Annotated in this window: 16 protein-coding genes; 7 read left to right on the top strand and 9 right to left on the bottom strand. The window is 41.1% G+C overall.

Annotated elements, in window-relative coordinates; translation table 11 throughout:
* Positions 1-3 precede the first annotated feature (3 nt).
* The gene (locus FBF83_RS09615; protein ID WP_136946935.1) at positions 4-1,263 is read left to right on the top strand and encodes a beta-propeller fold lactonase family protein; all 1,260 of its coding nucleotides are present in this window, start codon (positions 4-6) and stop codon (positions 1,261-1,263) included.
* A 257-nt stretch (positions 1,264-1,520) separates the two neighbouring features.
* Here the strand turns inward: FBF83_RS09615 and FBF83_RS21160 are convergent, their stop codons facing one another.
* From FBF83_RS21160 to FBF83_RS09600, 4 genes are all read right to left on the bottom strand, one after another.
* Positions 1,521-1,613, bottom strand: coding sequence for a putative holin-like toxin (locus FBF83_RS21160; RefSeq protein ID WP_224594651.1), 93 nt, complete (start codon positions 1,611-1,613; stop codon positions 1,521-1,523).
* Positions 1,614-1,802: 189 nt separating this feature from the next.
* Positions 1,803-3,176, bottom strand: a complete 1,374-nt coding sequence (locus FBF83_RS09610) for a M28 family metallopeptidase (protein WP_136946934.1) — start codon at positions 3,174-3,176, stop codon at positions 1,803-1,805.
* 387 nt (positions 3,177-3,563) lie between these two features.
* Positions 3,564-5,030, bottom strand: a complete 1,467-nt coding sequence (gene panF / locus FBF83_RS09605; protein ID WP_136946933.1) for a sodium/pantothenate symporter — start codon at positions 5,028-5,030, stop codon at positions 3,564-3,566.
* On the bottom strand, positions 5,027-5,311 hold the full coding sequence (locus FBF83_RS09600; protein ID WP_136946932.1) for a YhdT family protein: 285 nt from the start codon (positions 5,309-5,311) through the stop codon (positions 5,027-5,029). Before FBF83_RS09600 ends, panF begins: the two co-directional genes overlap by 4 nt.
* 521 nt (positions 5,312-5,832) lie before the next feature.
* Between FBF83_RS09600 and FBF83_RS09595 the strand changes: the two genes are divergently transcribed.
* Positions 5,833-6,852, top strand: a complete 1,020-nt coding sequence (locus FBF83_RS09595; protein ID WP_136946931.1) for a glycosyltransferase — start codon at positions 5,833-5,835, stop codon at positions 6,850-6,852.
* Between the two features lie 39 nt (positions 6,853-6,891).
* Positions 6,892-7,485, top strand: a complete 594-nt coding sequence (locus FBF83_RS09590) for a polysaccharide deacetylase family protein (protein WP_240688044.1) — start codon at positions 6,892-6,894, stop codon at positions 7,483-7,485.
* Positions 7,486-7,545: 60 nt separating this feature from the next.
* Here FBF83_RS09590 and FBF83_RS09585 read toward each other — a convergent pair whose 3' ends face one another.
* From FBF83_RS09585 to FBF83_RS20825, 4 genes are all read right to left on the bottom strand, one after another.
* Positions 7,546-8,220, bottom strand: coding sequence for an MgtC/SapB family protein (locus FBF83_RS09585; RefSeq protein WP_136946929.1), 675 nt, complete (start codon positions 8,218-8,220; stop codon positions 7,546-7,548).
* A 163-nt stretch (positions 8,221-8,383) separates the two neighbouring features.
* Positions 8,384-9,058, bottom strand: coding sequence for an MgtC/SapB family protein (locus FBF83_RS09580; protein ID WP_136946928.1), 675 nt, complete (start codon positions 9,056-9,058; stop codon positions 8,384-8,386).
* A 171-nt stretch (positions 9,059-9,229) separates the two neighbouring features.
* Entirely contained in the window at positions 9,230-9,376 is a 147-nt protein-coding gene (locus tag FBF83_RS20830; RefSeq protein WP_169525314.1) for a hypothetical protein, read from the bottom strand.
* A 48-nt stretch (positions 9,377-9,424) separates the two neighbouring features.
* On the bottom strand, positions 9,425-9,763 hold the full coding sequence (locus FBF83_RS20825) for a hypothetical protein (protein WP_169525312.1): 339 nt from the start codon (positions 9,761-9,763) through the stop codon (positions 9,425-9,427).
* A 468-nt stretch (positions 9,764-10,231) separates the two neighbouring features.
* Here FBF83_RS20825 and FBF83_RS09570 point away from each other — a divergent pair, with 468 nt between their 5' ends.
* The 3 genes from FBF83_RS09570 (at position 10,232) to FBF83_RS09560 (ending at position 12,452) form a co-directional block, all read left to right on the top strand.
* A complete protein-coding gene (locus tag FBF83_RS09570) occupies positions 10,232-11,653 on the top strand; it encodes a peptide MFS transporter (protein ID WP_136946926.1) in 1,422 nt (473 codons plus the stop codon).
* 211 nt (positions 11,654-11,864) lie between these two features.
* Positions 11,865-12,050: a hypothetical protein gene (locus tag FBF83_RS09565; protein WP_136946925.1), complete on the top strand. Its 186-nt coding sequence runs from the start codon at positions 11,865-11,867 to the stop codon at positions 12,048-12,050.
* Between the two features lie 204 nt (positions 12,051-12,254).
* Complete coding sequence (locus tag FBF83_RS09560) at positions 12,255-12,452, top strand: hypothetical protein (RefSeq protein ID WP_136946924.1); 198 nt, start codon at positions 12,255-12,257, stop codon at positions 12,450-12,452.
* Between the two features lie 47 nt (positions 12,453-12,499).
* On the opposite strand, the gene FBF83_RS09555 is transcribed toward FBF83_RS09560, so the two are convergent.
* On the bottom strand, positions 12,500-13,234 hold the full coding sequence (locus FBF83_RS09555; protein ID WP_136946923.1) for a GntR family transcriptional regulator: 735 nt from the start codon (positions 13,232-13,234) through the stop codon (positions 12,500-12,502).
* A gap of 239 nt (positions 13,235-13,473) precedes the next feature.
* Between FBF83_RS09555 and FBF83_RS09550 the strand changes: the two genes are divergently transcribed.
* A complete protein-coding gene (locus FBF83_RS09550; RefSeq protein ID WP_136946922.1) occupies positions 13,474-14,196 on the top strand; it encodes a coiled-coil domain-containing protein in 723 nt (240 codons plus the stop codon).
* Positions 14,197-14,243 lie beyond the last annotated feature (47 nt).

Below are 14,243 nucleotides of genomic sequence, written 5' to 3'. Positions count from 1 at the left end.
GATTTGCCTGTCTTTGATACTGGAGTGATAGATAATCGGGGCACGCCGAAAACACGTCAAATAACTATATCAGTCTCTAACACTGGTCGTAGTTCGGCTATCGTAAGTATCCAGGTTTATCGCGTGACAACCGGTTTTTCATCCCGTCAGTTATTTCGATTAAGTCTAGTTAGTCTAAATCCACAATCCTTATCTAACAACACGTTCACTTTGGAAAATGTAATTGTGGAATCCAACTTCGGTGTGCGTGTTATTACAAGTGGTATTGGGGAAAATGACATAGCAATTTCTATCGTTCAGAAAGCTTCAGACAACTCAACGATCGCTTCAAGAACTGAAGGTGATATGCTGAAAATTGACGAGCTATTGTTTGCTTATGTAGCCGACCTCAGCGGTAATACGGTATCCGTTTTCGAAACAGGAACAAATACCCATGTTAAATCGATTCCTGTAGGAACTACTCCTGTATTTATTGCCATTAGACCTGACGGAGCTAAAGCATATGTAACAAACCAGAACAGTAATTCAGTTTCTGTTATAAATACAACGACTAATACGGTAACTAGCACTATATCAGTTGGTACAAGTCCAATTGGGATTGCCCTTACACCAGACGCTCAGCGTGCTTATGTGGCAAACCAAGTAAGTAATGACGTGACGGTGATCAATACTGTAAACAACTCAGTCATCGGGACACCGATCCCTGTAGGAAATGCGCCAATCGGTTTAACTGTAACACCAGATGGATCTAGAGCGTTTGTTGCGCTTCAAGAAGACGATGCCGTCGCAGTCATTAATACAAATACAAACACACTCGAAACAACCATTTCAGTGGGGATGAGTCCAGACTTTATTGCCATAACACCTCAAGGTGATCGCGCATTTGTTACGAACCAAGTCGATAACACCGTATCAATTATTGATCTTGAAACGAAAGAGGTAATGGAGAACTTGCCTACAGGTCAGGGCCCTGTTGGGATTTGTATAACGCCTGATGGTAGTAAGGCCTATATCGCCAATGAAAATAGCAACGATATCACCGTCATCAATGTTAAGACAAATACGGTAGTAGCTTCGAGCGTACCTGTTGGAAAATCTCCACTCATCACAACGACTTCCCCAAATGGAAAACGAGTTTACGTAAGTAACAATGGAGATAGCACCGTATCAATCATCGATACCTCTTCCGATACCGTTATCGGAACAATGCCTACTAACTTCGGTCCTGGCGGAGTCACAGTCACGCCTATCCTCTTGTTCTAATTGACTTCGACAAAACCTAACAAAAACCGGGTGGTGCCTGTCACCCGCGGTTCTGCGGAACGCTAACAGCGAACAGCCAAAACCACCTTGTCACGTGCAGCCTAATTGCATATAATAAAACTAGATCACATAAAGTAAAAAAAGAACGCCGGTGCATAAGCACCAGCGTCCATACAGCTGCTCCGCATGAAGAGCGGCGGCTCAAAAGGCATAAAGAAAAAGTAACTCACCTTAAACCTTGGCCGGGGCAGGGTGGGTTACTTCTTTTTATTACTAGAAACCGTAATAATCGTGACCACGAGAGAAGCAAAGCTAATCATCAAAACAAGCGCTTCAAATGTGCTCATCATTATAGGCAGCACCCCCTTTCAACAACGGGGTACCGCCGCCCACCCTGCATTGCAGCTGATACTAATCATCTTACCATAGTCGGCGACCTTAATTGGATAGACCATATACCTAAGTTGCTTCAAAACGAAATTCATACCCCAAAAAAGCTTGAAGAGAAGGCACATGCCCGCCTCTTCAAGCCTTTTCTATTACAATGGACGATCATCAAAATCATAGTCAGCTGGCTTCGGCGCAACTCGCGCATGATCCAAAGCAGGCGTGTCTGGTCTTGCAATCTGATAGACGGAAGCTCCTACAATTTCCGCTACATTCTGAAGTTTTTCTTTGCTTATTTTATCAATCGTATCATCAGGAGAATGGTACCACGGCTCAAGAGGCGCATGAATGAACAAAGCTGACGGAATTCCTTTTAGGAAGAATGGAACATGATCGCTTCGCCCAAGCTGTCCATAATCGACAGCTCCAGAGATTCTCGCTCCTGCTGAAGCACCAAGATCAGTTACAAGATTCTTATTTCCGTCAGGAGTAAACATGATCAGATCGCCCGCGTCACGACTTCCTACCATATCCATTTGAAAATGAGCAACCATGTTATCTAACTCTTCATCTGTTAATGTGTCAGCATAGTGATATGATCCAACTAAACCTTTTTCTTCAGCTCCAAATGTCACAAAGCGAAGCTCAGTATCTGTAGGCGTTTTGGCCATAATTCTCGCCAATTCAAGCGTCGCTGCAACTCCTGATGCATCATCGTTTGCACCTGGCCCATTAGGGACTGAATCATGATGCGCACCTACTGTGATGATTTGACCGTTGTCTTTGTTTGGATGAGGTTCCTTCTTCGCAATCACGTTATACGATGTTTTATCAATCGGACCGGCATTCTCTACGCTCACACTTGCTTGAACGTCTTCAATTTGAAGCTTCTCAACAAGACTAAGTCCCGCTTCCCTTGTAATGGCCACAGCCGGAATGTCCTGCCCTTCATAAGCGTATCCAAAATCGTTACCAGACTGCCCGTCGCCATTAAACATGATTACACCGATAGCACCTTTATCATAGACGTTCTGGATCTTTTCATAAAAACTATAAGAACCTCGCTCAATTAAAGCGATCTTTCCAGCGACTTCATCCCCAACTTCACTTGCAGATGCAAGTCCAACATAAACGAGTGATCCTGTCACACTATCGTTGATCGACCCTTGAAACGAACGAACATCGCCAGAGAACACTTCATCATTAAACGAAAGGCTTGAAGTTCCCCCATCCCACTCTTGAATGGTGAACGGCTGTAATTCAGTCTGATAGCCATAGCTCTCAAACTCGCTCTTTATGTACTGAACCGCTTTAAACTCACCTTCTGTACCCGCTGCTCGAGGTTGTTTAGATAATAAATCAATGTTGTTATACATGTTGTCAGCACTGATTTTCTTAATCACTTTGTTATCAAATGCGTGATCCGATTGTTCATTAGGCGCAGATTTCGCTGCATCAACCGAGAAAGACATTGGACTAAGAACCAGACCTGCAGCTATAGCTACCGTAAGCGTTTTCTTATACAATCAAAATTCCTCCTTAAGAGTTAAATTACCATCCTAATTATTCCATTAATTGAATGTTTAGTAAATTAACCAATTACTTCTAAAGAGGAATTAATTAAGAAAAACCGGACTTTTAACCTATAAGAAAACGAGCTAATACAAGAAGGTTCAGTCGAAAATTGTATTTTCCCGTAGAAGAAATGAGTATTCTTGGTCATTTTAGAATTGTTTGCACTTTTTATTATTGAATACTGTACTATCCATCATAAAAAAGATATTACGGTTATTAAAGGTCCTAAAAAGAGCCCTTCATAATTGAAGGATCCTTTAACTCTACTAAAATTCCCCAACTCTCATTCGACAAAAAACGGGTGGTAAAAACGGGTGGTGACAGGCACCATCGTAACCTCACACCTTCCACAACCTCAAAAGCACCGCTTCTTGCACCACCGCATGTTTCCTCCCCGTCATCAAACTCACACTCACATAACTAACTAGCGAAAGTACCACCGGCAACACAACCGTATGCATCCCAAACGCATTCGGCATAAACGTATTAAATGCGATATAACTCCCTACTCCGACTAAAATCGATGCCATCGCACCACTCGCGTTACCTTTCTTCCAATAAAGCCCCATCACAACCGGCCAGATAAACGCGGCTTCTAATCCCCCGAATGAAAAGAGGTTCAACCAGATCAATAGCTCTGGTGGATTCACTGCCATTGCAAAAACAAGCACGCCGAGTACAGTTGTTACCCCTATACTAAACCGCTTGATCGTTTGATCACTCGCTTCAGGTTTCACATAATTAAGGTAAACATCCTTCACAACAGCAGAACTCACAAGCAATAACAAGGAATCAACAGTCGACATAATTGCAGCCATTGGTGCCGCGAGCACAATCCCCGCAAGCCACGCTGGCAATACTTCCATCGCAAGCTTCGGCATGACCTTGTCCCCAACTTCAATCCCAGGTAACACGGCTCGTCCAAACACTCCCGTTAGATGCATACCAAGCATGATTACACCAACAACAACCGTTCCGATAATAAGCGCGCGGTGCATGCCTTTGGAGCTTTTATAAGACATGGCACGAACCGCAACCTGAGGCAGTCCGACGACACCAACTCCAACTAGAATCCAGAACGAGGAAACATACAGCGGTGTGAGCGATTGATCGGCACCAAATGGTGAGATTAACCCTGGGTTTTCCGCAGCAAGTGTGGAAACAATGTTCCCCATTCCTCCTCCTGCCATCACTGTTCCAATAAGAATCACAAGCGTTCCAACTAACATGACCACGCCCTGGACGGTATCCGTGATCGCAACCGCTCGAAAACCTCCGATGATCACGTAGACAAGAACAGATACAGCAAAAATGAAAAGCGCTCCAATATACGATAACCCTGTTAGCGCCTCAATCAGCCTCGCACCGCCAATCCACTGCGCTGCCATCGCTGAGAAAAGAAAGATAATGATGCTGAGAGCTGATAGAATCACAACGCCTTTGCTTTCATAACGTGCCTTTAAGAAATCAATGAGCGTCACCGCACGAATTTTCCGAGCCATGATCGCAAACTTTTTACCGAGAACAGAAAGGACAAAATAACCTGTCGCAAGCTGCGTCATTGAGAGCAACACCCAGCCAAGCCCCATCGTATAAGCGACGCCGGGTCCACCAATAAAACTACTCGCACTTCCGTATGTAGAAATCATCGTCATCGCTAGAATGAACCCGCCAAGCTGACGGCTCCCTAGAAAATACTCCTGCAAAAAATTCGATGTCGATTTCAAATGAGTTGATGCATAAAAGCCAATCACAAAAATGGAGATCAGAAAAAGGATGAGTGGAATGACAACTTCCCAGTTCATTTGTCACCCTCCTCATCAAACGGCACTTCTTTAAACAGGAAGACAACCGCTAAAATGACGAGCGAAATCACGATCACTGTTCCAAGGATGCAGCTATAAAAAAACCAAGCTGGCAGCCCCCATATATAACTGTATTCACCAACTGGTTTGGAGCCAATCCCATAAGCAAATCCGTACCAAAGTATAAAATTTATAATAACTAATCCAACGCCTAGTAAAGCTTCCCGATTCGCCACGCGATACCTTGGGTCATCCTCAAGGGGTTTATCGTGCTGCTTCATGCTTCTCCTCCTTAAAACAAAACCTTATTCTATTATAACCAGTAGAATCACTGTCACTTAAATTGAACATACTTTAAATGGAATAACCGTTACAAGGATATAGGAACACACTGAAAATTACTAGCATTTTGACATAAAAAAAGCACCACTCAGACGGTGCTGCTTGAATAATTCCTCTTAAACAAACGTTTATTTAACGTCCACCTATGCCTTTCGATACGCTCTCCGTTCCGCATAAGAAACGCACTTATAACAAACTGGCTTACGATTTCCCTCTTCATCTAAATAGTATTGAGCGCGCGTTGGCTTCTTCTTACAAATCATGCACTTCTCTAAGCCAATTAATTTCAGGAAAAAGCTCTTCATGTTTTGTAACACTCCCCATCTCTAGTAAACTAATATAGAGTACATCATAAAGATCAACTCTTTCTTCTATACAAACCAAACACCAACTGCAAACAAATTACGACAAATATCGGGTGGTGCCTGTCACCACCCGAATAATCAAAGGATGAGCATTCATGAAATTGATTCTCGCAACTCCTTTCTATCATCAGCTTCGCGGCAATACAATTACAGTGCGACGTATTGCAGAAGGATTAAACGAAGCCGGGATAGAAACAGAAGTGATATCAATAACGGAGCAAACCGATGACCAGCATTCCTTAAAGACTGCTGATTTAATACATGGATTCAATGCTTATCGTTTTTATCAGTTTATGAAGACAATGAGCACTCCGATCACAAATTATACAATTACGCTAACTGGAACGGATCTCAATCATGATCTGAAGAACAATGAACGAAAGCAGGATGTCATCACCTGTTTGAAGGACGCGCTTGCCGTTCATGTTTTTGACGAAAAAGCAAAAGAGCGTGTACTTGAGGTCTTGCCTGAACTCAAGAGAAAGCTTTACGTCATCGCTCAAGGAACAAGCACTTTCAACAACCAACCTCCCATACAGATCGATCAGCAAGACGCTTTTACTTTTCTACTACCAGCAGGAATTCGGAAAGTCAAAAACATCCCATTCGCTATCAATGCTCTTCAACAATTACGACAAACTCACCCACAAGTGCACTTGAAAATAGTTGGCCCGATTATTGAACCGGGAGAGGGCAACTATGTTCAGCAGTTAGTCTCAGAGAACAGGGATTGGGTCGTGTACGACGGGGTCATCCCTCACACTGAAATGCAATCGTTGTATAACAATGCGGATGTTGTGATTAATACGTCTCACAGTGAAGGCCAATCATCTGCCGTTCTCGAAGCAATGGGTCATGGTCTACCAGTACTCGTTTCTGGAAATAAAGGAAACACGAGTATAGTGACACACGATCAAACAGGTTTCGTTTATGACGGTATGGAGAATTTCCTGAACCTTGCACGTTCTTTAATTGAAGATTCTTCATTGCGCCAAGAACTAGGGCAGAAAGCAGCGGAATACGTAGAAAACCACCATTCAGCTAATATGGAGATAAAAGCGATAATCAACATGTACGAAGAAAGCTTAACGTTAAATAGCTTAGGGGGAAAATAAATGCTGAAAAGCCCATGAATTGTTGATCAAACAAGGGTCGTGTACGACTCTATCGATAAAGAAGTCATTACAAAAGGTGAAAAAAAGGCTCACAAAACAGTCATTTTATCATTCGATGATGGTCCTGGCCGCGCCCTGCCTGCACTACTTGATATCTTGAAAAAAGAAAACGTTCAAGCCATGTTTTTCTGGCAATCACGCCTCCTTTACGGTGAAAGACCCTGGAAAAGAGTGTTGGATGAAGGTCACATTATTGGAACGCATTCGTGCAGGCATCCTAACTTAACAAATCTCAATTATGATCAACAATTTAAGGAGCTCTCAAACAGTAAGCACAAAATCGAGGATATCACCGATTTTCCTATCACTTACTTCCGGCCCCCATTTGGTCAGTATAATTCGGAAACCATTAAAGCTGCACAGGACCTGGATTTGACTACCGTCATGTGGCGAATCAGTTCAATGGACTGGGAACTTGCTAAAAACCCAAATAAAATTGTAGAAAACGTGGTTTCAAACCTTGAAGATGGTGCCATTATTTTACTTCATGAACTAAAACAAACCGTACAGGTTCTCCCTACTATCATAAAAGATATTCGAGCACAGGGATATGAATTTGCAGTGCTCCCATAACAATCAAAAAAGGAGATAGTGGAATAGTCCACTATCTCCTCTGCTTTTTCAAATCTGACATCACCCTTCTACTTCAATTTCATTGACGCCCTCAACGTGCCTGAGAAGCTGGTAGATATCCGTTGTTTCGTTCTCTGCAAATGTCATCAATTTAAGCTCCACTTGCGGATTCTTATCTTTCGTATCTCGAACCCGAACATGACGTATTTCAAAATCATGTTCCACTATGGCTTTCATAAACTCAGTCAAATCTACGTTTTTCTTAAGCGTAATCTTAGCCCGCATCTCACGCTGTCTTAGAGCTTTCGGACCAATTCGCTTAATAATCCACGGAAGAATATTCACACTAAATAGAATCAATCCTGCCCCTACAAATGCTTCATAATAAAAACCTGCACCTGCCGCAATTCCAAGACCTGAGGCTCCCCAGATAATAGCTGCCGTCGTTAACCCTGATATCGCGTCGTTATTCCTTCTAAGAATAACACCCGCGCCGATGAAACCGATTCCCGAAACAATTTGAGCCGCTAGTCGCATCGGATCCGTTCGAATATTCTTTGAAAGCTCAGCGAAAGTCTCAGCAGATTCAATTGAAACAATCGTTAACAAGCAACTGCTGACCGCAATCACAATACACGTTTTTAACCCAAGCGGCTTATGCTTTAACTCCCTCTCAATCCCAATCATTAAACCGAGCAAAGCGGAAATACATAATTTAATTAGTACAACAACCATCGCTCGTCAACTCCAACGTCTAAATCAGAATATAGTCTTCTCATTAGTACTCTATTCAGTTGAAGTAAACATTAGAAGAAAACAACACCTCAGGATCTCAAATCTCCACCCGACACAACCTGACATTATTCGAGTTAAACCGGGTGGTGCCTGTCACCCGCGATTATCCTTCTACCTCCACAAACGTAGCGCCTTCAAGTTCTCGTAGTTGTTGATAGATACTCGTTGTATGGTTCCTTTCAAATGTTAATAATCGAAGGTCTACCTGATGATCCTTCTCCTTTGTATCGCGAACGCGCACATGTTTGATCTCAAAATCAGCAGCTTGAATCGTACTCATAAAAGCTGTAATATCCGTGCCTTTTTGAAGCGTAATTTTCGCTCGCATCTCCCTCTGCCTTAATTGGCTTGGACCAATTTTTTTAATAATGAAGGGAAGAAGATTCACACTGAACAGAATTAAAGCTACTCCGACAAACGCTTCGAAATAGAATCCTGCACCCGCCGCAATACCAAGCCCAGAAGCTCCCCAGATAATTGCTGCTGTTGTTAATCCAGAAATCGCATCGTTATTACGTCTTAAAATAACCCCTGCACCGATGAAACCAATTCCGGACACTACCTGTGCTGCAAGACGCATCGGATCGGTTCGTATGTTAGGTGAGATTTCGGAGAAAGTCTCAGCAGACTCAATTGAAACAATGGTTAATAAGCAGCTACTAACTGCGATAACCATACACGTTTTTAAACCAAGCGGCTTATGTTTAAGCTCTCTTTCAACACCAATCATTAGCCCTAAACAAGCAGATATACAAAGCTTTGCGATGACAACAATCATAGTCCCTCACCCTCACTTCACAACCTATTTTTCTTTTATTTTACCAAACATATCATGATCGTTCGAAAGAGGGTTGCTAATTATTAGAATAAATTCCGTTTGTGAACAACAAAAAATGGTTGCAGGAAGCAAACACCTTCTACAACCATCATTATTTAACACTGCTTATATTTACTTAAAATACATCATCAGAGTTTGCACAAAATGCTGCCCGGTAAGTTCTGCTGAGAACAAAATCATTCCCCAGAATGGTAGAACAAACAGACAAATCCATCCAAAACTTTCAAATGTATTCTTCCAATATGATGATTTATTCATCGCATTCTCCACCTCACGTATTATTAATAAAGAAATTATGTTCCTCTATTAAAAACGGAGGTCTGAGAAATAACTGGATTGAAAAGCAACTACATTCAAAAAACCATGGGCATCAGGATGAATCTCAATAGAAGGGAGCTTCCGCGTCAGAAAAAGAGAATATATAACAAGCTTATCAGCTGTTATGTAAGGAACAGAAGGACCGACAATCTTTTGTTTTTCTATTAAAATCGAGATAGATTGAGGGATGATTTTCGCGTCAGGAAGATAGACGAACTCAGTGATCGTTGGATTGTCAGTCGTTGGATATTCGAATTGATTTAATTGCTGTGCTGGATAAATGAACACGAGAAAGCCAAACAAAACGATCACTAAAAGCTGCTTCACCCTTTGCCCCTCCTCCACTGTAATCCTTATCCATATTTTCATCATTCTAGCACCGCTTCTATATAAAAGTCTATCTGCCTCGCAAGTTTTTTCATCGCGGCATCCGACAAATAGCGAGCTCATTCGGGTGGTGACAGGCACCCGCTACCCACTAAACCTTCGAAGAGAGTCAAAGGGAGAACGACCTAGGTCGTTCTTCTTATTTTTCGTATTAGTAACGTAACTTATAAAAGCGCTTTAATAAAGAGGACCAACTCAATTAGTAAAACCCAAAAGCCATCACATCACATATTCAAACAGGATCCCCTTCCTTAAATTTGTGAATTTTAACATATCTAGAGTTGTAACACAGCTGTAATTTTTAAAAATTTACAAACATTTTAAAAAAATAAACATTTCTCTAACATCTTTAAATTGACAAATAATTTGCTAAAATGGAGAAGTTCTTTAAAAATTGGAGGTTAAATCATGGAGAATACCATACAGGGTAAGCCAGCTAAAAATGAGAAAATTAAACACCCTCCTGGCTTATACCTTTTGTTTATCACTGAGATGTGGGAACGCTATAGCTATTATGGTATGCGTTCAATTCTAATACTATATTTAACAGCTGAATTATTCAGCGGTGGACTTGGCATGGATCAGGGTTCAGCTCTAGAATTGTATGGTCTTTATGTTGGTCTAGTTTACTTTACACCTTTAATAGGAGGGTATTTAACCGATAAATTTATCGGCTTACGAACCGCCATTACAATAGGTGGTATCACTATGGCTGTAGGTGACTTTACACTTTTTGCTATACAAGAGCAATGGGGACTCTACATAGGCCTTCTGTTGCTGATAATCGGTAATGGATTTTTCAAACCTAATATCTCTACTCTTGTTGGAGAGCTTTACAGTAAAAATGATAAGCGAAAAGATTCTGCTTTTACCATTTTCTACATGGGAATCAACCTCGGTGGACTAATTTCTCCATTAGTTGCAGGATTACTCTATGCGAATATTTTCTATTCGAATACAGGCGGAGTAGAAGTATTCGGTTTCAAATATGCTTTTCTGGCTTCATCAATTGGAATGATTATTGGTCAGATTACATTTAACTTACTTTCAAAAAAATATCTTGGGGACATTGGAAGAAAACCTACAAGTTCACGTGTTAAACCTAGCCTTGAAGAAAAAGCAAAACCATTAACAAAAGTTGAGAAGAAACGTACAGTAGCTATCTTTGTTCTTGCCCTCTTTACAATTGTTTTCTGGACTGGTTTTGAACAAGCAGGAGCATCATTCACACTTTATACTCGAGATTTTATAGACAGAACAATTTTTGGATATGAAGTGCCTGTTTCTTTCTTCCAGTCACTAAATCCATTATTTATTCTACTTCTAGCTCCATTCGTATCTGCATTGTGGATTAAACTATCAAAAACAAAACGCGGCGATTTTTCTGTTCCTACCAAAATGGCATTCGGTCTAATCCTATTAGGACTAGGATTTATGGTAATGATTCCTGCTGTAATGATGACAAGTAGTGGACCAGAAGATACAGTAGTTAAAGCCAGCATGATGTTCATGATCGTAACCTATTTCCTAAACACACTTGGTGAGCTAGCACTTTCACCAATTGGACTATCTGCTGTCAGCAAAATCTCACCTATCAAAATCGCTTCTTTACTGATGGGTATGTGGTTCCTAAGTAACGCAGTAGCAAACTACTTGGCTGGACAAGTAGCAGCACTTACAACATCAGCAGGGTATCTAGAAATATTCATCTACCTTGGTATAGCAGCAATTTTCTTTGGAATTGTATTATTGCTTCTATCTAAAAAGATTCAAAAGTTGATGCATCTAGACGAATTTGAGGAGAATGATAACACTAAACAAGTAATCTAATCCTTTAATAAAATTTTTCATAAAAATGCTACTGGCTAGACTAGTAGCATTTTCTTTTATCTGCTTCAACAAAATTATAGTTTCGGTCTATACATTTCCCCTCAATATCAACCATGATACAAAAAGTTATTTTGAAATATTATATTAATATAAACAACCCTTTACTTTAATATGGTATTAATGTAAAATTATACAAGTGGAGGTGAGATGAATGAAGAAAAAACTTACTGCGTTTTTACTAGCTGGTACCCTTGTAACTGGAATTACTTCCGCTCCAGCATCCGCGGCTAATCCTGATAAGATTAGTGGTGGTGGAGGCTATTCTATTGGTTGTGCAATATGGAATTACTTTTCAGACAATGATATTTGTGTGAAAGATCCATACTTTGGTCAGTAATCATTTAACAAAGTACCATTCTGGCAGTACTACATACAAAACGGTTCCCCTCACTCTCAAAGGGAACCGCTTTTTTATTTGCCCTAATTTCGACTCACACCGCCAATACCATAAAGATAGTGTTTCTTACATTCGTTATTACTACACGAAGCGAATTCAACAAAAAAATGGATTCGCTTCGCCAACTGACTATTATAAAAACTATTGAAAAGCGAGAACTACCTTGCTGGACAAATTGCAGCACTCACAACATCAGCAGGATATCTTGAAATCTTCATGTATCTAGGCTTTGCAGCTCTTGGACTCGGAATAATTCTTCTGCTACTGTCTAAGCCACTACAAAAGCTTATGCATCTTGAAGAATTCGACGATGATCATGTTGCAAAACAAATGAACGAATAAAGAATAGTAAAAAGCGGTTCCCACTTTTAGGATGGGAACCGCTTTTTCTATCTTTCCAACTCAATATTATAATGATACTGATCACTCCGATACTTTGTTTTCGTATATTCAATCGGGTGATCATTGAGTCCACGGCTCAACCTCGTCATCTCTAAAAGCGCTTCGCCTGGACGAATTCCTAGCGAATCAGCCTCATGAATTGTCGCGTTGATCGCTGTAATACGTTCGTTCGCTTTCTTAAGATAATAATTATGCTGCTCAAGTACTTCATAATACTTCGCTTGATTTAAGTCACATTGAATTAGAATGTCACCAATTTCCTTCGGCCAACACGTTCGCTCGAGCGCAATCGGAACTTCATCAGCAAAACGGATTCGCTCAACTAATAGGATTGGTTCCCCCTCATTGACTTTCAGCATATCGTTTTCATGATAAAGATCCTCACGAAATTCCGCACGAAGGAGCTTCGAATGAGGCGTTTGCCCACGTTCCACGACTTCCTCAGCAAACCCTCTCAACTTTCCAAGATTCCCAATTAAATTCTGCGCTTTTACAACCGTCCCGCGCCCCTGTTTCTTCTCTAAAAGACCGTTCTGAACGAGAATCGTAATAGCCTGTCTAATCGTCGTCCGACTCACATCAAACTCTTTAATCAGCTCCTGCTCAGTCGGTATCAATGTATTCGGCTTCCATGCCCCTGTTTGAATTCGCTTAATCAATACATCTTTTATTTGTAGATATAGGGCTTCACCTTTAGAATGATTCAGTATATTCGATGACATATAAGCCACTCCTTTAAGTGATCAAGAACAACTCGCTTCATACATCCATTATACCGAAAACTTGCCTCACTTAATACGATAACGCCTCTCCAACACAAGAACATACATTCGACATAAATCGGGTGGTGCCTGTCACCACCCGATTTTTCTTCCACTCTCTCCTATCAAGTGCTAAACCACAGCAAGCAGCAATATAAATAAGTTGATAGCTTAATCAGACATGTTCGGGGGCGTCTAACATGAAAAAAGGACTGATCTTAACCCTCTCCATTACAGGAGGAATCGCAGCCATAATTGTCAGTGTCTTAATCGGCGTTCTGATTGGCAATGCAGATCTTGAAGAAAACTATACCGAGAAGATTAAGAAGATCAAATCAGATATCACTATGGCAGAGGCGAAAGTGAAAGACGAGGAAAGCAAACTACTATCCATTAAGGAGCATACAGCTGCTGCTGAAGAACAACAAAGTTCTGAGAATGAAAAGCTAGAAAAACTACAAGCAGAAGTGGACGAAGTAGAGAAATTGATTGAGGAAAAAGACGCTATCACAAAAGAGAATGACTCTCTGCAAGAGGATAAGGATAAGAGCAAAAAAGAACTCAACAAATTGAGTGATAAAGTGAAAGAAAAAAAGACTCGCGGAAGTGAACTAGATGACACGATTAAAGCAAAGGAAAAAGAGCTCGAGAAACTCGAAAAAACCATTATACGTAAAAGCGAAGAACCGATTGAACTCACTGCTGGTCAGTATATCGTTGGGACAGATCTGCCTGAAGGTCGATACCAAGTAACGAATATCGGAGACGGTACAAATTTCTTTGTCTATGACTCAAGCGGAATGCCTACCGTAAATACGATACTAGGAGACGGAATGGTCGGAACAGGAGACTACGTCTTCTTCACAAACACAGGTGATATGATCGAAACGCTCGGCCGCGTTAAATTAATGCCAGTAGAATAATAGAAAAAGAGCTCCCGCAAGCAAGCCGCAGGAGCTCTTTCATTTCG

The sequence above is a fragment of the Guptibacillus hwajinpoensis genome, assembly GCF_005144865.1.
GTDB lineage: Bacteria > Bacillota > Bacilli > Bacillales > Guptibacillaceae > Guptibacillus > Guptibacillus hwajinpoensis_A.
Note: the sequence above shows the minus strand (reverse complement) of the source record. Positions and strands in the feature narration are given on the sequence as shown.